At 63.6% G+C, this 22,524-nt stretch carries 22 protein-coding genes; 15 read left to right on the forward strand and 7 right to left on the reverse strand.

Translation table 11 applies throughout. The features are described from left to right. Positions 1-153 precede the first annotated feature (153 nt). A complete protein-coding gene (gene moaB, locus FFS35_RS07055; protein ID WP_137786422.1) occupies positions 154-681 on the forward strand; it encodes a molybdenum cofactor biosynthesis protein B in 528 nt (175 codons plus the stop codon). Between the two features lie 7 nt (positions 682-688). Here moaB and gatB read toward each other — a convergent pair whose 3' ends face one another. The 3 genes from gatB to gatC are packed head-to-tail and all read right to left on the reverse strand — an operon-like array spanning position 689 to position 3,929. Continuing rightward, positions 689-2,146: an Asp-tRNA(Asn)/Glu-tRNA(Gln) amidotransferase subunit GatB gene (gene gatB, locus FFS35_RS07060; protein ID WP_137786423.1), complete on the reverse strand. Its 1,458-nt coding sequence runs from the start codon at positions 2,144-2,146 to the stop codon at positions 689-691. Between the two features lie 11 nt (positions 2,147-2,157). Then, positions 2,158-3,642: an Asp-tRNA(Asn)/Glu-tRNA(Gln) amidotransferase subunit GatA gene (gene gatA / locus FFS35_RS07065; RefSeq protein ID WP_137786424.1), complete on the reverse strand. Its 1,485-nt coding sequence runs from the start codon at positions 3,640-3,642 to the stop codon at positions 2,158-2,160. Continuing rightward, positions 3,642-3,929 carry an Asp-tRNA(Asn)/Glu-tRNA(Gln) amidotransferase subunit GatC gene (gene gatC, locus FFS35_RS07070; RefSeq protein ID WP_137786425.1) on the reverse strand — a complete coding sequence of 96 codons (288 nt, stop codon included), beginning with the start codon at positions 3,927-3,929 and terminating at the stop codon, positions 3,642-3,644. The genes gatA and gatC overlap by 1 nt, the downstream gene beginning before the upstream one ends. Before the next feature lie 82 nt (positions 3,930-4,011). Between gatC and FFS35_RS07075 the strand changes: the two genes are divergently transcribed. The 5 genes from FFS35_RS07075 (at position 4,012) to FFS35_RS07095 (ending at position 8,606) form a co-directional block, all read left to right on the forward strand. After that, positions 4,012-5,106, forward strand: a complete 1,095-nt coding sequence (locus tag FFS35_RS07075) for a DUF3089 domain-containing protein (RefSeq protein WP_137786426.1) — start codon at positions 4,012-4,014, stop codon at positions 5,104-5,106. After that, complete coding sequence (gene ruvX / locus FFS35_RS07080) at positions 5,103-5,561, forward strand: Holliday junction resolvase RuvX (protein WP_137786427.1); 459 nt, start codon at positions 5,103-5,105, stop codon at positions 5,559-5,561. Before FFS35_RS07075 ends, ruvX begins: the two co-directional genes overlap by 4 nt. 117 nt (positions 5,562-5,678) lie before the next feature. Beyond that, complete coding sequence (locus FFS35_RS07085) at positions 5,679-6,350, forward strand: DUF4893 domain-containing protein (RefSeq protein WP_137786428.1); 672 nt, start codon at positions 5,679-5,681, stop codon at positions 6,348-6,350. 52 nt (positions 6,351-6,402) lie between these two features. Continuing rightward, positions 6,403-7,395, forward strand: a complete 993-nt coding sequence (locus FFS35_RS07090) for an aspartate carbamoyltransferase catalytic subunit (RefSeq protein WP_137786429.1) — start codon at positions 6,403-6,405, stop codon at positions 7,393-7,395. Beyond that, positions 7,392-8,606 carry an amidohydrolase family protein gene (locus FFS35_RS07095; RefSeq protein ID WP_137786430.1) on the forward strand — a complete coding sequence of 405 codons (1,215 nt, stop codon included), beginning with the start codon at positions 7,392-7,394 and terminating at the stop codon, positions 8,604-8,606. The genes FFS35_RS07090 and FFS35_RS07095 overlap by 4 nt, the downstream gene beginning before the upstream one ends. Positions 8,607-8,633: 27 nt before the next feature. On the opposite strand, the gene FFS35_RS07100 is transcribed toward FFS35_RS07095, so the two are convergent. Genes FFS35_RS07100 through FFS35_RS07110 form a run of 3 tightly spaced genes read right to left on the reverse strand, consistent with a single transcriptional unit; the run spans position 8,634 to position 11,279 of the window. Beyond that, a complete protein-coding gene (locus tag FFS35_RS07100; protein WP_137786431.1) occupies positions 8,634-9,992 on the reverse strand; it encodes an SPOR domain-containing protein in 1,359 nt (452 codons plus the stop codon). A gap of 22 nt (positions 9,993-10,014) precedes the next feature. Beyond that, a complete protein-coding gene (locus tag FFS35_RS07105; RefSeq protein WP_137786432.1) occupies positions 10,015-10,563 on the reverse strand; it encodes a hypothetical protein in 549 nt (182 codons plus the stop codon). Continuing rightward, positions 10,563-11,279: a ParA family protein gene (locus FFS35_RS07110; RefSeq protein WP_137786433.1), complete on the reverse strand. Its 717-nt coding sequence runs from the start codon at positions 11,277-11,279 to the stop codon at positions 10,563-10,565. Before FFS35_RS07110 ends, FFS35_RS07105 begins: the two co-directional genes overlap by 1 nt. A gap of 213 nt (positions 11,280-11,492) precedes the next feature. On the opposite strand from FFS35_RS07110, the gene FFS35_RS07115 reads away from it, so the two are divergent. Further along, the gene (locus FFS35_RS07115; RefSeq protein WP_137786434.1) at positions 11,493-12,500 is read left to right on the forward strand and encodes an SPOR domain-containing protein; all 1,008 of its coding nucleotides are present in this window, start codon (positions 11,493-11,495) and stop codon (positions 12,498-12,500) included. 592 nt (positions 12,501-13,092) lie between these two features. Here FFS35_RS07115 and serB read toward each other — a convergent pair. Continuing rightward, positions 13,093-13,974, reverse strand: coding sequence for a phosphoserine phosphatase SerB (serB, locus tag FFS35_RS07120; RefSeq protein ID WP_137786497.1), 882 nt, complete (start codon positions 13,972-13,974; stop codon positions 13,093-13,095). A 65-nt stretch (positions 13,975-14,039) separates the two neighbouring features. On the opposite strand from serB, the gene miaA reads away from it, so the two are divergent. From miaA to leuA, 8 genes are all read left to right on the forward strand, one after another. Then, positions 14,040-14,963, forward strand: coding sequence for a tRNA (adenosine(37)-N6)-dimethylallyltransferase MiaA (gene miaA, locus FFS35_RS07125; RefSeq protein ID WP_137786435.1), 924 nt, complete (start codon positions 14,040-14,042; stop codon positions 14,961-14,963). 78 nt (positions 14,964-15,041) lie between these two features. Further along, complete coding sequence (locus FFS35_RS07130) at positions 15,042-16,787, forward strand: acetolactate synthase 3 large subunit (protein WP_137786436.1); 1,746 nt, start codon at positions 15,042-15,044, stop codon at positions 16,785-16,787. A 64-nt stretch (positions 16,788-16,851) separates the two neighbouring features. Beyond that, entirely contained in the window at positions 16,852-17,367 is a 516-nt protein-coding gene (gene ilvN / locus FFS35_RS07135; RefSeq protein WP_137786437.1) for an acetolactate synthase small subunit, read from the forward strand. A gap of 69 nt (positions 17,368-17,436) precedes the next feature. Then, positions 17,437-18,456: a ketol-acid reductoisomerase gene (gene ilvC, locus FFS35_RS07140; protein WP_137786438.1), complete on the forward strand. Its 1,020-nt coding sequence runs from the start codon at positions 17,437-17,439 to the stop codon at positions 18,454-18,456. A gap of 92 nt (positions 18,457-18,548) precedes the next feature. Continuing rightward, on the forward strand, positions 18,549-19,322 hold the full coding sequence (locus FFS35_RS07145) for a hypothetical protein (protein WP_249341505.1): 774 nt from the start codon (positions 18,549-18,551) through the stop codon (positions 19,320-19,322). Next, the gene (locus tag FFS35_RS07150; protein WP_349290318.1) at positions 19,223-20,032 is read left to right on the forward strand and encodes a YceI family protein; all 810 of its coding nucleotides are present in this window, start codon (positions 19,223-19,225) and stop codon (positions 20,030-20,032) included. The genes FFS35_RS07145 and FFS35_RS07150 overlap by 100 nt, the downstream gene beginning before the upstream one ends. Positions 20,033-20,039: 7 nt before the next feature. Continuing rightward, the gene (locus FFS35_RS07155) at positions 20,040-20,651 is read left to right on the forward strand and encodes a TMEM175 family protein (RefSeq protein WP_249341506.1); all 612 of its coding nucleotides are present in this window, start codon (positions 20,040-20,042) and stop codon (positions 20,649-20,651) included. A 168-nt stretch (positions 20,652-20,819) separates the two neighbouring features. After that, positions 20,820-22,478 (forward strand): 2-isopropylmalate synthase, encoded by a 1,659-nt coding sequence (gene leuA, locus FFS35_RS07160; RefSeq protein WP_137786439.1) that lies wholly within the window; start codon positions 20,820-20,822, stop codon positions 22,476-22,478. Positions 22,479-22,524 lie beyond the last annotated feature (46 nt).

A 22,524-nucleotide genomic window follows, 5' to 3' on the forward strand; every position in this document is an offset into this window, starting at 1 on the left:
GCTCGCGGCGCGATCGCTTAGTCGACGCGGCTCAACGGAGATGGAAAATTCGAGAAAGTCTTGCCCAACTTATCCCAAACCGCTGCCTCGCAACACGAAGCAGTCCGCTGACTCTTGCGCGGCAAAGCCCTCGCACCCTAAGGCATCCGCCCAATGGCCATTGACGAGAACCGCCCGTTCATCCCCGTCCGCATCGCTGTGCTGACGGTATCCGATACCCGCACGCTTGCCGAGGACCGCTCCGGCGACGCGCTTGTCGAGCGCCTCACCCGTGCCGGGCACGTTCTTGCTCAACGCGCGATACTGCGCGACGACGCCGACGATCTGGTTGCGCAGCTTCATCTATGGGTCGATGACGAGAGCATTGACTGTATCATCACGACCGGCGGCACCGGCGTTACCGGGCGCGACGTCACCCCGGAAGCGGTGGAGCGCATCGCGGACAAGATGATCCCCGGGTTCGGGGAGCTGTTCCGCTGGCTGAGCTACCAGACAATCGGCACATCGACCGTTCAATCCCGCGCCTGCGCGTGCGTGGCGCGCGGTACGTACATCTTCGCGCTGCCGGGATCGACGGGCGCGGTTAAGGATGCTTGGGACGGCATCCTCCGGGATCAGCTCGACAGCCGACACCGCACCTGCAACTTCGTCGAACTGATGCCGCGGCTGAGCGAGCGCTGATCGCGCGTCAGGCCAGCGCCTTTTTCAGCAGGTCGTTCACCACCTGCGGATTGGCTTTGCCCGCCATGGCTTTCATTGTCTGGCCCACGAAGAAGCCGAACAATGCTTCCTTGCCGGCGCGATATTGTTCGAGCTGGTTGGGATTTTTCGAGAGCACGTCCGCGATCACCGCCTCGATCGCGCCAGTGTCGGAGGTCTGCTTCAACCCCCGCTCCTCGACAATCTTGCCGGGCGCGTCGGCAGTTTCAAGCATCACCTCGAACACCTGCTTGGCAAGGCTGCCCGATAGCGTGCCATCGGCAACCAGCGCGAGCAGCTCGGCCGCCTGCTTCGGCCCGACCGGCGATTCCTCGATGCCCTTGCCGATCCGGTTCAATGCGCCAAACAGCTCCCCGGTGACCCAATTGGATGCAGCAACAGGGGCCGCCCCTGCCTCCAGCAAAGCATCGAACCAGCGCGCTGTTTCCACCTCTGCGGTCAGCACTTCGCCATTATAGGCGGTGATGCCCAGCGCCTCGTAACGCTTGCGCTTCGCGTTCGGCAGTTCGGGCAGAGAGGCGCGGCACGCGTCGAGGAAGACGTCGTCCAGCTCCAGCGGCAACAGGTCAGGGTCCGGGAAGTAGCGGTAATCATGCGCATCTTCTTTGGAGCGCATCGATCGCGTCGTGCCGCTGTCCGGATTGAACAGACGCGTTTCCTGAACGATCGCGCCGCCAGATTCGAGCACCTCAACCTGCCGCTTCGCCTCGTGCTCGATCGCGGCCATCACGAAGCGTATCGAATTGACGTTTTTCGTTTCGGTCCGCGTGCCGAATTCGTCGCCCGGCTTGCGTACGCTGACGTTCACGTCGGCGCGCATCGATCCCTCTTCCATGTTCCCGTCACACGAGCCGACATAGCGCAGGATCGCGCGCAGCTTCCGCAGATAGGCGCCCGCCTCTTCCGGCGAGCGCATGTCCGGTCGACTGACGATCTCCATAAGCGCCACGCCGGAGCGGTTGAGATCGACATAGGAGCGTGTCGGATGCTGATCGTGCATCAGCTTGCCGGCATCCTGCTCGACATGGATACGTTCCACACCGATTGTCTTGATGCGCCCCCCATCCTCGATATCTATCGAACCTTCGCCTACAAGGGGATGGTAAAGCTGGGAAATCTGATATCCCTGCGGCAGATCGGCGTAGAAATAATTCTTGCGATCGAAACGCGACCATTTGTTGATCCGCGCATCGATCGCCATGCCGGTGCGCACCGCCTGACGGATGCACTCGCGGTTCGGCACCGGGAGCATGCCGGGCATGGCGGCATCGACCAGGCTGACCTGCGTGTTCGGCTCCGCGCCGAACGCTGTCGCCGCACCGGAAAACAGTTTAGCGTTCGATGTGACCTGTGCATGAACTTCGAGGCCGATCACGACCTCCCAGTCCCCGGTGGCGCCCGTGATGCGATAGGTGGATTCAGTCATCGTTCAATTCCTTACCACCACGCCTGCGGGCGGGCCGTGAAGCCGGCCCGCTCCTCGATCGCCAGCGCGGCGTTGAGCACGCCCTGCTCGTCCAGCGGTTTGCCGATGATCTGGAGGCCGAGCGGCAGGCCCGCAGGATCAAGCCCGCCGGGCACGCTCATCGCGGGCAGGCCGGCGAGGCTCGCGGGCACGGTGAACACGTCGTTGAGATACATCGCGAGCGGATCGGCCTGCTTCTCGCCCAACGCGAAGGCGGCGGACGGCGCGGTCGGAGTCAGCAACACGTCGCACTTTTCCCATGCCGCCTCGAAATCACGCGCGATCAGCGCGCGGACCCGTTGCGCCTGGGTGTAATATGCGTCGTAGAAACCGGCCGAGAGCACATAGGTGCCGATGAGGATGCGGCGCTTCACCTCTTCGCCGAAACCGGCGGCGCGCGTCGCGGCATACATCTGCTGCAAGTTCGCCCCATCTGGCAGTTCACGCTCGCCATATCTCACGCCGTCATAGCGCGCTAGGTTAGACGAGGCTTCCGCCGGCGCGATGATATAATAAGCCGGCAGCGCATATTTCGTATGCGGCAGCGAAACCTCGACCACCTCGGCGCCCGCGTCCTTCAGCCAGGCGATGCCCTGCTGCCAGAGCAGCTCGATCTCGACCGGCATGCCATCGACACGATATTCCTTCGGCACGCCCACGCGCTTGCCGACGAGGCTGGCGTCCAGCTCCGCTTCCCATTGGGGCACCGCCAGCTCCAGCGAGGTCGCGTCCTTCGGGTCGAAGCCCGCCATCGCCTCCAGCATGATCGTGCAATCGCGGACGTCGCGCGCCATCGGACCGGCCTGATCTAGTGACGAGGCGAAGGCGATAGTTCCCCACCGTGAGCAGCGGCCGTAGGTCGGCTTGATCCCGGCGATGCCCGTGAACGACGCGGGCTGACGGATCGAGCCACCGGTATCCGTTCCGGTTGCGCCGGGCGCGATTCGCGCGGCCACCGCCGCCGACGAACCACCCGACGAACCACCCGGCGCAAGCGCGGCATTGCCGCCATCATTACGCCGCCACGGCGAGATCACATTGCCGAACGCGCTCGTCTCGTTCGACGAACCCATCGCGAACTGATCCATGTTGAGCTTACCCAGCATCCCCGCGCCCGCATCCCACAGGTTCTGCGAGACCGTGGACTCATATGTCGGGGTGAAACCTTCGAGGATGTGGCTCGCCGCCGTGCTGGTCACGCCTTTCGTGCAGAACAGATCCTTCATGCCGATCGGCACACCGGCGAGCGGCTTCGGTGGCTCGCCCGCCGCACGCGCGGCATCGGCAGCATCGGCAGCGGCAAGCGCGTGATCGGGAGTCTCCACCAGAAATGCGTTGAGCGGCCTGGCCGCGCTGACCGCCGCGTTGAAGGCTTCGGCCACTTCGCGCGCCGAGAAGCTGCCGGCGCGTACGCCGTCGCGGATTTCGCGGATGCCGAGATCGGTAAGGTCGGACACTATTCGATCACCTTCGGAACCGTGAAGAAGCCATGCTCGGCCGCCGGCGCATTCGCCAGCACAGCGTCGCGGATGCCGCCATCGGTGACGACATCATCGCGCAGACGCAGCGTGTTCGGGATCACCGCCGTCATCGGCTCGATCCCGTGCGTATCGACCTCCCCGAGTTGCTCGATCCAGCCGAGGATATTGTTGAGTTCGGGCACGAGCCGCTCGGCTGCGGCATCGTCGATCGCGATGCGCGCAAGGCTCGCGACTTTCTTCACTGTGGCGGTGTCTACGGACATGCTCCGCCGCTACCATTGTGCATCGCGGGAAAGCAATGCCCGGCATTGCGCGCGCCGGTCTGCTCGGGCAGTCACACGCGTGATGGCTCGCAAATTTCTCTACATCATTGCCTTTCTGACAGCATTGGTGATCGTCGCCGCGATCGTTTTCCGCGTCTGGGGCAACGAGCTGATCCGCTGGCGTTTCGTGCCCGGCGTTGCGTTTGAGGCGCGCGCGCCATTGCCGGACAACGCCTACGCCCTGCCGAAAATGTGGTTCGCGCGGCCGGGCGTGAAGGAAAAAGCGGCATCGTGGACCCCCGCCGGCTACAAGACGGCGGCAGGGCCTGCATCGATCTTTTTCATTCACCCCACGTCCTATCTCCAGCGCGACGGCTGGAATGCGCCGCTGGGCGACAAGGAAGCGAACGAACGCACCGCATTATACCTTCGGGGGCAGGCTAGCGTGTTCAACGCGGCCGGAGATATCTGGGCACCGCGTTATCGGCAGGCGACCTTCGGCTCGTTCCTGACGACCAGCCCGGACGCCGCTCGTGCACTGGATGTCGCCTATCGCGACATAACGCAGGCATTCGATGTATTTTTGCGTGAGATCGGGCCGGATCGACCGATCATCCTCGCCGGGCACAGCCAGGGCGCGCTGCATCTTATGCGCCTGCTCAAGGAGCGCGTCGCCGGCACGCCGCTAGCGCATCGGATCGTTGCGGCCTATGTGATCGGCTGGCCGATCAGCCGCAGCGCCGACCTTCCGGCACTCGGCCTGCCCGAATGTACCGCGCCGGATCAGCGCGGCTGCGTGCTTTCATGGGAGACGTTCGCCGAACCGGCCGATCCCACGCTGATCCTCGATATTTTCGACCGCACCACTGGCCTCACCGGCCGGCCGCGACGCGGCACGCGAATCGTCTGCACCAATCCCCTGACCGGCACCGCCGACGCCGACGCTCCCGCCAGTGCCAACAAAGGCACGCTGTTTCCTTCACAAGACATGTCGGGGGCGGTGATCGATCCGGGCAAGGTGCCGGCGCGCTGCGCCGGGCGAGGCTTGCTGCTGATTGGCACCGCGCCGCAGCTTGGACCCTATGTGCTGCCCGGCAACAACTACCACGTCTATGATTATGCCCTGTTCTGGGGTAGCATCCGGGCGGATGTGGCGCGCCGACTGTACGCGCGATGATAACCACCATCGTCTCCGATTTCCGCGATACCCTGCCCGGCGGCGGCCGGCTGATCGGGCTGGATGTCGGCACCAAGACGATCGGCACGGCGCTGTGCGACGCGCAATGGACCTTCGCCAGCCCCGCCCTGCTCGTCCGGCGCAACAAGTTCACCAGGGACAAGGAAATGTTGCGGGCGCTAATCGTGGAACAGGCGGTTGTCGGCCTCGTTATCGGTCTGCCTATCAACCTCGACGGCAGCGAGAGCCCGCGCAGCCAGTCCACCCGCGCCTTCGCCCGTAATGTCGCCGATCTCGGCCCGATATTGCTGTGGGACGAACGCTGGTCAACGCAGGCGGTGACACGCACGCTGATCGAGCAGGATGCGAGCCGCGCGAAACGCGCCGAGCTGGTCGATAAAATGGCCGCCGCCTACATCCTGCAGGGCGCGATAGATGCGCTGGTGCGCGCCTGATAGATCCTCGGACGCGGCGAGCCGATCGGCGCGCGTTTACCTTTCGTTAACCACGAAGTTTTACTGTTTGTTAACGCGGTCGCTGTCCGGTGGCCGCCGGTTTGCGTGGAGAGATTGATGGTTCGCGGATGGCTTCTGGCCGGGATGGCCGGCGTCGCACTTGCGGGATGCGCCACGCGGGATTCGGCAATGCGCCCTCATGCGACCGTCGATACCAGCACGCCGACCCCGGAATGGATGCGGATCGCAACGCCCGCCGGGATGCGATCGCTAGAAACGCTGGATGCGCATTTCGCGCGCGCAGTCCGCGCCCTGCCCCGCGCCGCAGTCTCTAAGGCCCGGGCTGAGGGCCCCCTGCTCGATCCGGACGCGGCTCAACTCGCGCCACAGGTATCACCGGGGCCATATCATTGCCGGCTGATCAGGCTGGGCGGCGCGCGGGGCTTCCAATCGTTCGCGCCCGATATCTGCTATATCCTCGCCGATACCGGCAGCCTGTCCTTCGCAAAAGCGTCGGGCGAGAACCGACCGGACGGGCGCCTCTATGCCGATGGCGACAAGCGGATGGTGCTGCTCGGCACCGCGCGGCGAGAGGGCGAGAAGACGCAGCACCGTTATGGCGATGATCCCTCGCGCGATATCGTCGGCCTGATCGAGCGCGTCTCATCGTTTCGCTGGCGAGTGATCCTCGATCGCTCGGCAGCACCCGGCGGCGTGCTGGATGTGTACGAAATGGTCCCCGTGCCACCGGAGGTTAAAGGTGCGAAGCCGATGGTGCCCAACGACTAACGGGAAAACACCGTTGCGCCCACCCGCCCCGATCACTATCCGCTGACCTTCGATGCCTGATCCGTCGGACCACCGCCCCGCCACTCTCATTCCGGGCGGCGCTGTTTTCCCTCATCGCCACCTCACCGGCATCGAGGGCCTGCAACCGCATGAGATTATGTTTTTGCTCGACGAGGCGGAACGCTGGATCGCATCGAACGCCGAGCACGCGCCGCCGGACAAGCGACTCGCCGGCCTGACACAGATCAACGCCTTCTTCGAGAATTCGACCCGGACGTTGCTGTCGTTCGAGATCGCCGGGAAACGTCTGGGAGCCGACGTGGTGAACATGCACGCTGCACAATCGAGCGTGAAGAAGGGTGAGACGCTGATCGATACCGCGATGACGCTCAACGCGATGCGCGCGGATGTGATCGTCATCCGCCATATGTCCTCCGGCGCGGTGCGGTTGATCGCGGACAAGGTTGACTGTCCCGTGCTAAACGCCGGCGACGGCCGACACGAACATCCCACACAGGCGCTGCTGGATGCCCTGACGATCCGGCGGCGGCGCGGCGGAATCGCGCACCAGCGCGTCGTGATTTGCGGCGATCTGATGCACAGCCGCGTCGCGCGCTCGAATATTTTGGCGCTCACCGCGCTCGCCGCCGAGGTCCGCGTCTGTGCGCCGACCACGCTGATGCCGGCCGCGATCGAACGGATGGGCGTGACCGCCTTCACTGATTTCGATGCCGCGCTTGAAGGTGCGGATGTAGTGATGATGCTCCGGCTCCAGACAGAGCGGATGTCAGGGGGCTATGTCCCATCGCCCCGCGAATATCACCTGCGTTACGGCCTGACGCTGGAGCGACTGGCTCGCGCCAAGCCCGACGCGCTGGTGATGCATCCCGGCCCGATGAATCGCGGCGTGGAGATCGATTCGAACGTTGCCGATCACGTCGAGCGTTCTGCGATCACGGAGCAGGTGGCGATGGGCGTGGCGGTGCGCATGGCCTGCCTGGACGTGCTCACGAGGCGCGCACGCGGCGTAAAGGGATGGGCATGACCCCGGCGCTCCATTTCCAGAATGCCCGGATCGTCTGCCCCGATGGCGGTGAGCGGCCGGGCGACCTGTGCATCGCGAACGGCGTGATTACGGATCGCCCGGCGGACGGGGCGGCGATCATCGATTGCAATGGGCTGATCCTTGCGCCCGGCATCGTCGATCTCGGCGTCGCGACGATCGATGACGCCGCCTTTCGCGCTGGCGGGATCACGCGCGTCGGGCTGATGCCGGATCAGACGCCGGTGCTGGACGAGCCCGGGATCGTCCAGCGCTCCGCATTGATCGGCAAGCCCGACCTTTGGATTCATCCAATCGCGGCCGCAACGCGCGGACTTCAGGGCGAGGAACTGGCAGAGATGGCAATCTGCCAGTCAGCCGGCGCGCGCGCGATAGGCACCGGCCGCGGGTGGATCGCCGATTCCGGCGTGATGCGGCGCGTGCTCGATTATGCGCGCGATCTCGGCCTCACGCTCGTCACCCACGCCGAGGATGGTGGACTCACGGGCGAGGCAGTGGCGACCACCGGCGAAACGGCGACGCGGCTCGGCCTCCCCGCCGCGCCCGCCGTGGCGGAAGCGCTGGCGATCGCGCGCGATTTGATGTTGGCGGAGGATGCGGAAGCGGCGATCCATGTTCGTCAGGTCACGACGGCGCAGGGCTTCGATCTCGTGCGCGCAGCCAAGCGTCGCGGGGTAAATGTGACGTGTGGCATAACACCTGCTCATCTTCTGCTGTCGGATATTGCGATAAGTGATTTCCGATCCTTCGCGCATCTGTCGCCACCGCTGCGTTGCGAGGACGATCGCCGCGCCGCGTTGAAGGCTTTGTCCGACGGCACGATCGACGTGTTATGCTCCGGCCATGACCCGCGGGGGCCGGAAGAAAAGCGCCTGCCTTATGCGGATGCCAGCGCCGGCGCATCGGGCGCGGAAACGCTGCTACCGCTCGCACTTGGCCTCGCACGGGACAACGGCATCGCCATCGACCGGCTGTTCGCCCTGCTCGCCCGCAATCCGGCCGCCATTCTTGGGGTGGAAGCCGGGTCGCTACGGATTGGAGCACCCGGCGATGTCATTCTGATCGACGATCAGGCACCGTGGCAGATCGATGCCGAAAAGATGGCTGGCAAGGCTGGAAACACGCCGTTCGACGGTCTGCCGGTTCAAGGGCGTGTACGCAGGGTGTTCAAGGGCGGCCGCGAGATCCACTGATATCGGGCGGCGCCAGTTTCCAGCGGATCAGCGCGAGGCGAGTTGCACCCCGCCTTTGGTCCATTGGGCAACCTGATCACCTGCTCCCGCCCGGACGAAGCAGACCCCGCCCTTCGCACGATAGGAACGGCACGTCGCGTCCGCATCGGCGCGCGTGAAGCCGCCGATCGATAGGCGATAGAATTCCTGGCTCGATGTTTTGAAGGTCATGCCAGCCGGCGCCTTGCCCGAAAACCCGGCGAAGCGATGCTGTGCGCGTGCCCAAGCATCCTTGGCAACCCCGGCGGACGAGAATGCGCCGATCTGGACATACCAGTCGCCCTTTTCCTTTCCGCGCACGATCGCGCGGCGCGCCGCATCGTTCTTTGCTACCATCGCCTTCGCAGCCGCGAAGGTGCTCGCCGGCAGCGCCTGCACAAATTCCTGGCGCGGCGCGAACGTTACTTTAGCGAAGGCGGGAGCAATGGTCGCCGTTGCGGTGGCCGGGGCGGGTACAGCAACCGAAGGGGGCGCCCCGGCGGTTTCGGCGGTGGCGAGCTGCGTGGGCTTCGGCTCCGGCTTCGGCGCGGTCATTACCGACGCGCCTGCATCCACCGGCGCAGTTTTCGCCACGGCAACGGGCGCTACCGGAACGGACGCGTTTAGCGCGAGCGCGACCGGCTGGCCCGGATCCTGCGCCGGCGTGACGCCCAGTAACGCCGCGACCTGATCCGCGGCGTGATTCGGCTTGGCGAACGTCGCCCATTGCATAATCCGCTGGTCGGCCTCCGCCGGCGGCAAATCTATGCCCGCGATGTTGCGCGCTTCCTGCCACTGTCCGGCGAGCGCCATTGCGAGTGCCAGATTCTGCCGGGTCTTGGGCGTAGCACTTGGCGAACGGGTCGCCGCGATCAATATGCTGACGCCCTTCGCCGGATTGCCCGCCAGCGCAAGCGCTAGCCCCAGATCGGTTACGTCGATCCGTTCGCCATGGATGTCGAGGGTCTTCTGTGCGAGTTCCCAATGCCCGCCGGCGATCTGCGCGAGCGCCAGATTCAGCGCGGCGCGCGAATCGGTGGGAGAGAGCGTCAGCACGTCACCATATGCGGTTTCCGCCGATGTGAAGCGGCCCGCCTTGAGATAGCTTTGCCCCAACAGCACGCGATAGCCCGCGTCACGCGGCTGCATCGCCACCGCCGACTCCGCAAAGGAAACGGCCTGCCCGATACGCCCACTTGCCAGCGCCTTGCGCGCCTTGTCTGCGTTGGTTGCGGCCTGCTTTGCCATGGCCGCATCGTTGCGGCTGCCGGCGGAGGCAACGCCTGTGCCGCCCTGTGCACAACCGACCATTGTCCCGCCGAATGCCAGCGCCGAAAGGCTGAGGGTGGCGAGCGCACGAATATTCATGACCATGTTCCTGTCTTCCCGATCAGCGCCGTTTGCGCGGCGGGAGCTGCCCGACGAGCGTCTCCACTTCCGGCAGGGTGGCGATGAAGGCGTCCAGCGCCTCGGTTACGAGCTGCTGCGCAGAGCGATTTCGGGTCGCCGTAGCGAGCCTCAGGCGCAGGTGACGCTCCTCATCCAGCCGCAGCGTGAAGGCGGATTTGCGCCGATGCGCTGTCTCGCGGCGAATACGGGCCGCCGTGGCGACCGACACATCGATCGCCGCAGGCAGCGGGGTCGAAACCATTTGCTGGATTTCGGGCGTATCCGTAGCGGTTTCGAGCTGCGGTTCGGCTATCGCTTCGGGATGGGCGACGGGCTGAACCGCCACGCTTTCCTGCAACGCCTCGCGCTCGATCAGAACCGGCGGTACCGGTGGAGCCGGTGCGGGCTCCCCCATGTCGTTCCAGCCGAGTTCGTCGCCGGCACTGACGAGACTGGCGAAACCTTGCGGACGCATCGCGGGGCGTGCCTGCCCCTTGCGGGCGAGGAGGCCCGACGAAAGCGACGCGAGCGGCTTTGGCGCCCCCAGCATCAGCCCATCACCCGCCGACCGAAGCCGGCCGCTGCTGGCCGCGCGGGCGTGAAGCCATTGACGGCGCTGGGCGCCGAAAAGACGGTGCGGCGGAAGTTCTTTTCCAACCGATCCGAGATATAGCTCCACAGCGCGATCACTTCGCCTGCGGATTTACCATTTGGATCTGTTTCCATAACCGTCCGTCCGTCGATCATCGACGCGGCGAAATCGGTGCGCTGATGGATCGTGATCGGCGCGACCGTGCCGTGCTGCGACAGCGCGACCGCCGCCTCGCTGGTGATTCGCGCTTTCGGCGTTGCAGCGTTTACCACGAAGATCAGCGGCTTGCCGGCACGCTCGCACAGATCGACTGTAGCGCCAACGGCGCGCAGATCGTGCGGGCTGGGTCGGGTCGGAATCACTATCAGTTCGGCGACTTGGATCACGCTCTGAATTGCCATCGTGATCGCCGGCGGCGTATCGATGACCGCGAGCTTGAAGCCCTGCTGGCGCAGCACTTCCAGATCAGCTGCAAGCCGTGCGACCGTTGTCTGCGCGAACGCGGGATACTCCGCCGTCCGCTCGTTCCACCAGTCCGCGAGCGAGCCTTGCGGATCGATATCGATGAGCACGACCGGCCCGGCTCCTGCGAGCTGCGCCTGCACAGCGAGATGGCCGGACAGGGTCGTCTTGCCCGACCCTCCCTTTTGTGATGCCATTGCGAGAACGCGCATGAGTTCCTCAAATCCACCTGTTCGGGCAGAGAAATGACACGCGGGAGGATAAGGAAAGGTAAATGCCACGGAAGGGCGCGTGTTTACTCTTCGCCCTGCGCGACGGCACTGAACGATCGCTCCACCGCGGACTATACGGGAAGGAATGGTTAATTGCTGGAGTGTAAACCATCGGGCATGGTGCGTGAAAAGAAGCGGGATGAGGGCTCGGCGATGAGGATTGCTTACCTCGGCGCAGTCGCGCTGTTGTTGACGACGATGCCAGCGCTGGCCGAAGTGAAGGCGGGCGTCGACGCCTGGGGGCGGGGCGACTATGACAAGGCGATTGCCGAATGGCGCAAGCCCGCGATCGCTGGTGATGCGGATGCCCAGTTCAACATGGGCCAGGCATACAAGCTGGGGCGCGGTGTGCCCGCCGATCAGAATCAGGCGATAGACTGGTTCCGTAAGGCTGCGCTCCAGGGCCATCCGCAAGCGGAGGACAATTACGCGCTGATCCTGTTTCAGGAAGGCCGCAAGACAGAGGCGTTGCCCTGGCTCGAAAAGTCGGTCGCGCGCGACGAGAAGCGAACCGAGCTTGTTCTGGGAACGATGCTGTTCAACGGCGACGCGGTGACGAAAGACTGGGCACGCGCCTTCGCCCTGGTCACGCGCTCGTCTCAACAGGGTTTGCCGCAGGCATCGCAGACGCTCGCGCAGATGGACGGTTACATCGCACCTGAGCAGCGTCAACAGGGGCTGGCACTCGCGAAACGGATCGAAAACGACGGCCGCAGCGCGCGCCTGGCCGCAGCGAGCAGGCCGTCGTCAGCGTTGCAGCACACCGCCGCGCTTGATCTGCCGCGTCCTTCGGCGGCCAAGTCGACCGGCCAAGGCTATCTACCACCGGCCAAGCAACCAGCCCCCGCTCCTAAGCCAGAGAATGCCGAAAAGGCAGAGCCGGCGCAGCATTCCATGCCGGCGAAATCGAAGGCACCCAAGCCCACCCTCGCCCAGGCCACATCGACGGGTGGCACCTGGCGCATCCAGCTCGGCGCATTCCGCGATGAGAACAATGCGCGCGCGCTCTGGGGCAAGGTCGGCGGCAAGACCGGCGGCCGCGTAAGCTACGTCAAGGCGGGGGATATTACCAAGGTGCAGGCAAGCGGCTTCGCGAGCAAGGCAGCGGCGCAGGCGGCTTGCGGTAAGGCCGGAGTCGCCTGTGTAGTGGTCGGGCCATAGTGTGAGTATTGGTCGAACGCTGTCAATTTACGTACCACCCCCGGCTGCGATATCCGATAAGCGTTGCAATCGGGCGGGTCGCAACGCCTTGAGCCTACACGTATAAGACACCCTCCTTTTGGGGAGTAGCTTCCGGCCGTAGCCGGGTTCACGTCAACATATTTGTCCGGGTAGTTATTTTGGACATTGCGTGATCAGCGGGTACAATTCGCATAGCGAGACCAGCGAATCCCACTGCCGAGCCGGCCGGTGTGGGGACATGTCTTGTGCGGCGGGTCTCAATGCCCCCCAGTGCTGTTGCCCTGCTTTCGATGAGCATGTCGACCAACGCTTTTGCGGCAAGGGTTGGTCGCGGCGCGTCGAACCGCTTGTCCTTCTTCAGGCCGTCCGCGCAGGGGATGTGTTTGGCGTGATCGAAGCGCTGACCCTAATCATCGGTTGGGAATTGAGCATGGTGGCGGCAAGGTGCGTTCGGCAGCTCGACCATCGATCGCCTTCTCGTTGCTGAGCATCGTTGACCGGAAATGGTTTTCGAGGCTGCGCGCCGGAACGATGGAGGCTCCGGTCATCAGAAATTGTGCGAACCCTGCCCTTACCCCCTTATCCAGTCATCGCGCGCAATCCCCTGCGCCCATAGCAGCGCGGTGAGATCGCCATAGTCAATCCGCGCCGCCGCCGCCGTCGCGACGATCGGCTTGGCGTGATAGGCGACGCCCAGTCCGGCGATACCGATCATGGCCAGGTCGTTCGCGCCGTCGCCCACCGCAAGCGTCTCGTGATCGCCGAGGTCGAGTTCGGCGCGCATCGCGCGCAATGTGTGTTCCTTGGTGGAGGCATCGACGATCGGCTTGGCCACCGTGCCGGTCAGCCGGCCATCGCTCACGCCCAGGCGGTTTGCGATCACGCGATCAAACCCGATCTCCTTCCCGACCGGCTCGGCGAAGGCGGTGAAGCCGCCAGAGACGAGCACGGCGTTCGCGCCACGCGCGCGCATCGTGCGCACCAGTTCGACCGCGCCCGGCATGATCTTCACCCGCTCGGCGCGGCAGCGATCAATCGCGTCGGCGCCAAGCCCCTCAAGCAGTGCGACACGCGCATCGAGCGCCGCCGCGAAATCAAGTTCACCGCGCATCGCGGCATCGGTGATCTCTGCGATCCGTGGCTTGAGCCCGGCGTAATCGGCGAGTTCATCGATACACTCGACGGTTATCATCGTCGAATCCATGTCAGCAACGATCAACTTCTTCTCTCGCCCGTCGGTCCGCTGGACGATCGCATCTACGCGATCGAACCGCCCCTCAAGCGCCATACGCGCAGCAGCGGGATCATGCGCAAACGAGATATCCGCGGCATCGCCCTCATCCAGCCAGACCGCCTCGCCCGGCGCGCACCGGGCGGCAGTCAGCCGTTCAGTGGCGTCGGCGAGGATGTGGGCGGAAAGCCTTCCCGTTGCTATCAACGTCGCCGTGAACATGCCCAATACGAAATCCCTTATGCTCCCGTCGATCCGCACAGCCGCTCAGGATATCGGCCGTCGCCATGACTGAACCGCGCAAGCCGACGGTCGCGCTCATTGCAGGGCCGACGGCGAGCGGCAAGTCCGCGCTGGCGATTGCTCTGGCGGAAAGCGCAAATGGCGTCGTCATCAACGCCGATGCGAGCCAGGTGTATCGCGATCTGCGCGTTATTTCCGCCCGGCCCGACGCGGCGGATGAGGCGCGCGTGCCGCATCGTCTCTTCGGTTACATCGATGGTGCGGTCGCCTGTTCGGCGGCGCAATGGGCGGCGGACGCGCGGCTTGAGATCGCGGCGGCGCATAGTGCGGATCGCCTGCCTGTGCTGGTCGGCGGGACCGGGCTATACCTGCGTACGCTGCTCGACGGTATTGCGCCTGTGCCGGAGATCGACGCTACGATCCGGGCCGAGGTGCGCGCCATGCCGGTTACGGAAACCTATGCGGCACTGACGCGGGAGGATCCGGCAGCCGCAACGCGGCTCAACTCTGGCGACACCACCCGGATCGCCCGCGCGCTTGAAGTGGTGCGGTCCACGGGTCGTTCGCTCGCCGATTGGCAGGTCGAGCGCGCTGGTGGAATCGGCGACGCGATCGAGTTGCGCCCGCTGATCCTGCTTCCCGACCGGGACACGCTGGTGGCCCGATGTGACGCCCGGCTGGTCCAAATGTTCGATCATGGCGCCGTCGAGGAAGTCGCAGCGCTGGTGGCCCGCACAGATCTCCCCGACGATGCGCCGGTACGGCGGGCGATAGGCGTGCCGGAGATCACGAAAATGCTGATGGGCGATCTTACGCGGGAAGAGGCGCTGCTTGCCGCCCAGTTATCCACGCGACGTTATGCCAAGCGGCAATACACCTGGTTCCGAAATCAGCCCCCGCCGATTTGGCCTCGGCGATCAGCCCTCGCGAACGGCAGTTTGAAACAATATTTCCTCAATATTCCTTGACGAGTAATTTTCGATGCCCTAGCGCCCGCCGTCCGCACCCGCTATTCGCTGGCGCAGCATGATAGAGGAGTGATCGAAGTGACCGAGAAGAGCGGAGCAGACATCCTTGTCGAGGCGCTGTGCGATCTCGGCGTGGAAGTCATCTTCGGCTATCCTGGCGGAGCGGTTCTCCCGATTTACGACGCGATTTTCCGCGCCAAGCGCATCCGCCACGTCCTTGTTCGCCACGAACAGGCGGCCACGCATGCGGCGGAGGGTTACGCGCGGTCCACGGGCAAGCCTGGCGTGGTGCTCGTGACCTCCGGCCCCGGCGCGACCAATGCGGTCACCGGCATCACCGACGCGCTGATGGACTCGATCCCGATGGTTGTCATCACCGGTCAGGTGCCGACGACCCTTATTGGAACGGACGCTTTCCAGGAGGCGGATACCGTCGGCATTACGCGTCACTGCACCAAGCATAATTATCTGGTGAAAGATCCGGCCCGGCTTGGCGACGTTATTCACGAAGCTTTCCACATCGCCACCTCCGGCCGCCCCGGCCCCGTGGTTATCGACATTCCCAAGGACGTGCAGGTCGCCACCGCTAACTATACCAAGCCTGGCCCGATTCAGCACAAGAGCTATCGCCCGCCGGTGAAGGCGGATCGGCGCAGTATCGAGCAGGTCATCGATATGCTGGCGGCCGCCGAGCGGCCGATCTTTTACACTGGCGGCGGCGTCATCAATTCGGGGCCAGGGGCAAGCCAGTTGCTGCGCGAACTGGCGAAGATCACAGGTGCGCCGGTCACATCCACGTTGATGGGTCTCGGCGCCTATCCCGCCTCCGGCCCGCAATGGCTGGGGATGCTGGGCATGCACGGCACTTATGAAGCCAATATGGCGATGAATCAGGCGGACCTGATCGTCGCGATCGGCGCGCGCTTCGACGATCGCGTGACCGGCCGACTCGATGCTTTCAGCCCGAACAGCCGCAAGGTTCATATCGACGTGGATCGATCGTCGATGAACAAGACAGTGCGGATCGACCTGCCCATCCTGGCCGACGCAGGCCATGCGATGGAGGACATGATCCGCATCTGGAAATCGCGCCAGCATCCAAAGCCAGACATCACCGAATGGTGGCGCCGGATCGATGGCTGGCGAGCGGTGAACAGCCTCGATTTCCCCGATGGCGGCGACGAGATCATGCCGCAACGCGCCATAAGGGCGTTGTGGGACGCGACGCATGCAAGAGCGCCAATCATCAGCACCGAGGTTGGCCAGCATCAGATGTGGGCGGCGCAGCATTTCGGCTTTGAAAGTCCGAACAAGTGGCTCACGTCCGGCGGCCTTGGCACAATGGGATACGGGCTGCCAGCCGCGATCGGGGCGCAGCTCGGCAACCCAAAGGCGCTTGTGATCGATATCGCCGGTGAAGCCTCGATCCAGATGAACATCCAGGAGCTTGGCACCGCCACGCAATATCGCCTCCCGGTGAAGATTTTCATTCTCAACAACGAATATATGGGAATGGTCCGACAGTGGCAGGAACTGACCTATGAAAGCCGCTATGCCGAAAGCTATTCGGATGCGCTGCCCGATTTCGTGAGGCTCGCGGAAGCTTATGGCTGGAAAGGCATCCTTATCGAACGGCCCGACCAGCTCGACAGCGGCATTGCGGAAATGCTCGCGCATGACGGCCCGGTGATGGTTGATTGCCGGGTGGCGAAGCTCGCCAACTGCTTTCCCATGATCCCCAGCGGCGCGGCGCACACCGATATGATCCTGCAGGCCAACGAGGTTTCGGGCACGATGAACGACGAGGCGAAAGCGCTCGTCTAATCTGTAACGTTGCGAGAAGCTTCCACCATTTCAGGGAGGTCCCGGCGCTGGCCGGGATGATGACATGCATATCAGGGAAGAAAAGGCCGAGCGTCACACGCTGGCGGTGATCGTCAACAACGAACCGGGCATCCTCGCCCGGATCGCGGGGCTGTTCACTGCGCGCGGCTACAATATCGAAAGCCTGACGGTGAGCGAGATAACGGCGGACAAGTCCGTCAGCCGCATCACGATCGTCACCTCGGCTTCCCCGCCGGTGCTGGAGCAGATCGTCGCGCAGCTCGATCGGCTGGTGCCGGTCCATCGTGTTCATGACCTCACGGCGGATGGCGCGCATGTCGAGCGCGAGCTGGCGCTGGTGAAGGTACGCGGCACCGGCGATCACCGGATCGAGGCGCTGCGCCTGGCCGACGTCTATCGCGCCCGCGTGGTCGACGCCACCACCTCCAGCTTCGTGTTCGAGGTGACTGGCGGCATCGACAAGATTGACAAGTTTGTTGAGCTGATGGGCGAAGTCGGCCTGATAGAGGTCGCGCGCACCGGGATCGTCGCCATCTCGCGCGGAAACGAGGCAGCCTGACCCTTTTCTATCCATCGCCCACCGACACGTGGGCTGCACCTATATGCTTTGCACGAAAGGATTGATGACATGCGTGTCTATTACGATCGCGACGCCGATCTGAACCTCATCACCGACAAGAAAGTCGTAATCCTCGGTTATGGCTCGCAGGGCCACGCCCATGCGCAGAACCTGCGCGATTCGGGGGTGAAGGACGTCGCCATCGCCCTGCGCGAGGGCTCGATGACCGCGAAGAAGGCGGAAGGTGCCGGCTTCAAGGTGTTGTCGAACAAGGAAGCGGCGCAATGGGCCGACATCCTGATGATCCTCGCTCCTGACGAGCATCAGGCGGAGATCTGGGAGCGCGATCTCAAGGGGAATATGAAACCCGGCAGTGCGATCGCGTTTGCGCACGGCCTCAACGTGCATTTCGGTCTGATCGAGCCGCCCGCGGATATCGACGTCATTATGATCGCGCCGAAAGGCCCCGGTCACACGGTGCGAAGCGAATATGCGCGCGGCGGCGGAGTGCCTTGCCTGATCGCCATCCACCAGGACGCAAGCGGCAACGCGCATGATATTGCGCTCGCTTATGCCTCTGGCGTCGGCGGCGGCCGCTCCGGTATCATCGAGACGAACTTCCGCGAGGAATGCGAAACCGATCTTTTTGGCGAGCAGGCCGTGCTGTGCGGCGGCGCGACGGCTCTCGTGCAAGCCGGTTTCGAAACGCTGGTAGAGGCCGGCTACGCCCCCGAGATGGCGTATTTCGAATGCCTTCACGAACTCAAGCTGATCGTTGATCTGATGTATGAAGGCGGGATCGCCAACATGCGCTATTCTATCAGCAACACCGCCGAGTATGGCGATATCACCACCGGCCCGCGCATCATCACTGACGAAACCAAGAAAGAGATGAAGCGGGTGCTGGCGGATATCCAGTCCGGCCGTTTCGTGAAGAATTTCGTGCTGGACAATCGAGCCGGCCAGCCCGAGCTGAAGGCTGCGCGCAAGGCAGCCGCTGTTCATCCGATCGAGCAGGTCGGCAGCAAGCTACGGGCGATGATGCCGTGGATCAGCGCCAACAAGTTGGTGGACAAGGAGCGCAACTGATCGTTCCGTAATCCATCTGTAATCCGAAAACCGCGACGAACCGTTTTCGTCGGCAGGTGCAATGACGCCCTCGCCTCGCTAGAGGCGTGGGCGTGATTCGGACGGCGTCCTATCGATCATCGTCGTACCAATCCCAGGTCGGCGTGCGCGGTCGCGCCGGCTCGTTGTTGCTGGCGCTTGGCATTGGCGTGCTTGTCGTCCTCGCACTTATCACCGTTGGTGCGATCACCGGCACGCCCGTTTTGGTGGATATGCGGCCGCTCTCCACCTTCAACGTATCCCAGACCAAGGGGCAGCAGCCGACCAAGACAAAGGAGATCGCGCCGCGGCCAAAGGTCTCGAAGCAAGATAAGGAAGAGCATCGCGCCGCGCCACCGAAGCGATCGACCCCCATCCCTACGCCGCCCATAACGCTGCCCGGCGTCATCAACCTGTCGCGTGCCGATTATGTCGCCTCCGATATCGGGCGGATCAAATCGAAGCGTGATCAGGTCGCTTCTTCTGACGGGGAGGATGGCGACAAGGCTACGCCGAACGGCGCGCGCGTCGCGGTCGCAGGCGGCGCGCCGGGCGGCGCCGATCTCTATTACGCAGAATGGTATCGTGAGCCGTCACGCGCGGAAATGGCAACCTATCTGCCCGCCAACGCGCGTGAAGGATGGGGCATGGTGATCTGCCGGATTGCCGAGCGTTATCATGTCGAGGATTGCCGCGAGATTGGCGAGACGCCTGGTTCGGGCATCTCGCGCGCGCTTCGGCAGGCTTCATGGCAGTTCCTGGTCCGTCCGCCGCGCATCGGCGACAAGCCGATGATCGGCGCCTGGGTCAGGATCAAATTCGATCTGATTCACGGCCCGGTGAAGTAAGTTCCGCCGAAACGGCCCGTTTCGATATTACACGCTTCCGCAACGGGCGCGCATGTGGTTCTATCGCGATGAATAAAAAGGGAGCCGCCCCAATGCGTTTCGCCGCTTTTGCCATCATCGCCCTCGCATCCGCCTCGGTCATCGCGCAAATGCCGACCACACCGCCCGGCAAGCCGGACACCGCCGCCATTGTCGCTGGCACCTACAAGGTCGATCCAAATCACACGCTGATCGAGTGGACGGTCGATCACCTCGGCTTCACGCCATATTTCGGGCTGTTCGGCGATACGACCGGCACGCTTGCGCTAGATCCGGCCAAGCCGAACGAGGCAAAGGTCGATGTCACAATCCCGGTGAGCAAGGTGCTCACCACCAGCGCCGGCCTGACCGCGCATCTGCTGAAAGCGCCCGCGCCCGGCGCGAAACCGGATTTCTTCGGCCCGAATCCATCCGATGCGCATTTCGTTTCAACGAAGGTCACTACCAGCGGCCAGACCGCAAAGATCGATGGCAATCTAACGCTTAATGGCGTGACCAGGCCGGTGACGCTCGACACCAAGTTCTTTGGGGCTGGCAAGATGATGGGCAAGGATAACGTCGGCTTCACCGCGAAAACGACGATCCGGCGCAGTGAATTCGGTATTGGTTTCGGCGTGCCGATCATTTCTGACGAAGTGGAACTGAAAATCAGCGCTGCGTTCCAGAAGTAGGCGCGCAATGGCGGGCGAAGGGGATGGCAAGGACCAGGGTATCGGCCGGATAGAGGCATTCTCCGATGGTGTGATCGCGATCATTATCACGATTATGGTGCTTGAACTGAAAGTACCGGCCCAGGACGGCATCAGCCACATCCTGTCGATGTGGCACCTCTTCCTCGCCTACTTCGTGAGTTACATCTACGTTGGGCTTTACTGGGGCAATCACCACCGGCTGCTCGGTCATGCCCGCACCGTCAGCAACGCGCTGATCTGGTCTAACCTTGCACTACTTTTTGGATTGAGCCTCGTGCCGTTCGGCACCGCCTATCTCGGCGAGCATGAATTCAGCCAGACGGCGACGCGGGTCTATCTCATAACGTTGCTCCTGCCCGCGATCGGCTACGCGTGGCTGCAGCGCATCATCGCGCGCACCGGTGCGCAGCATGATCGCGCGCGCGATTATCATCTGCGCACCACGCGGAAGGGCTATTTCGCGGTACTCGTCTATTCGGCCGGTTTCGTGCTGACCTTGGTGTCGCCGTGGCTGGGCATCGTCTGCGCGGGTGTGGTGGCGTTGTTCTGGATTCTGCCACAGACACCTTTCGACCGCTTGTTCGCGCGCCGGGGCTAGACAGGAGTGCACCAAGGACGCTACCGCACGTGTCGATGACGCGGGCACTCGGCCTTCTCCTTCGACTTACGCGCCCTTAGGCGCGAACTCTGCCGCGTGCCCGGCACGCCGACGCGCCTAAGGGCCAAGCCGAACGACCCGAACGCCCTCCCGCACAAGAGAGCCGTCATGCTGCGCGATCCCTCCATGAAATACCGCCCATTTCCGACCATCCAGATCCCGGACCGCACCTGGCCGTCCAAGACGATCACGAGGGCGCCGCGCTGGCTCTCCACCGATCTGCGTGACGGTAATCAGGCGCTGATCGATCCAATGAATGCGGAGAAGAAGACGCGCTTCTTCGATCTGCTGGTGAAGGTGGGGATCAAGGAAATAGAGGTTGGCTTTCCCAGCGCGGGAGCAACCGAATTTGATTTCATCTCCGGGCTGGTGAGTTCGGGCCAAATTCCCGACGACGTGACGATCCAGGTGTTGACGCAATCACGCCGTGACCTGATCGAGACCAGTTTTCAGAGCCTTAAAGGCGCGAAGCAGGCGATCGTTCATCTCTACAACGCTGTCTCGCCTGCTTGGCGGAAGATCGTGTTCGGCATGTCCCGCGACGAGGTTCGCCAGATCGCTATCGAGGGGGCTAAGGTTCTGCGAGACGAAGCGGCCAAGCAACCGGATACCAGCTGGACCTTCGAATACAGCCCCGAAACCTTTTCAACTGCCGAACTCGATTTTTCGGTCGAAGTGTGCGCCGCAGTCATGGATATCCTGCGCCCGACGCGGGAAAACCCTATCATCCTCAATCTGCCCGCCACAGTCGAGTGCGCGACGCCAAATGTCTATGCGGATCAGATCGAATGGTTCGCGCGCAATATTCCGAACCGAGACAGCGTGGTGATCTCGCTGCACACGCATAATGATCGCGGTACTGGCGTCGCCGCTGCGGAGCTCGGATTGATGGCGGGCGCGGATCGGGTCGAGGGCTGCCTGCTTGGAAATGGCGAGCGCACCGGCAACTGCGATCTCGTGACCGTCGCACTAAACATGTACACGCAGGGCGTCGATCCGAAGCTGGACCTGTCGGACATCGACGAGGTTGTAAAGACGGTGGAATATGCCACGAACATTCCAGTCCATCCGCGCACCCCTTATGCTGGCGAACTGGTGTTCACCGCTTTCTCCGGCAGCCATCAGGACGCGATCAGAAAGGGCTTTGCCACGCAGGCGGCCCGCAACGACGACTATTGGGAAGTACCCTACCTACCGATCGACCCGGCGGACCTTGGCCGCAGCTACGAGGCGGTGATCCGGGTCAACTCGCAATCCGGCAAGGGTGGCGTCGCCTGGGTGATCGAGCAGGATAAGGGGCTGAAACTGCCCAAACGGATGCAGGCCGATTTCAGCCGTGTGGTGCAGGCGCTGGCGGATCAGACAAGCCGTGAACTCAACGCTGCCGATATCTGGGATGCGTTCGACAGCACTTATCTGCCCGCGGCGCGGGACCGCTTCGTGTTGCTCGACTACGAGGAAACCGGCGCGACCGGCGATCGCCGATTCGTGGGGCGCGTGGCTATCGATGGCGAAGAGCGCTCGCTGTCGGGGCGCGGCAACGGCCTCATCTCCAGCGTTATCGCCGCGCTCGCAGAATCGGCGGGACCGGCACTTGAGGTGGTGGATTACAGCGAGCATGCGATCGGTCACGGCGCGGACGCGCAAGCGGCGACGTATCTTGAATGCCGCACCGGCGACGGACGCACCGTCTGGGGTGTTGGCATCGATACCGATATCGCCACCGCCAGCGTTCGCGCGGTGCTGAGCGCCGCAAACCGCGCCTGAGGCCGTTGCGATCTTCGGCAAGCGTGATTGTCACAATCGCGATCGC

It is taken from the genome of Sphingomonas sp. 3P27F8, from assembly GCF_005502745.1.
Classification (GTDB): domain Bacteria; phylum Pseudomonadota; class Alphaproteobacteria; order Sphingomonadales; family Sphingomonadaceae; genus Sphingomonas.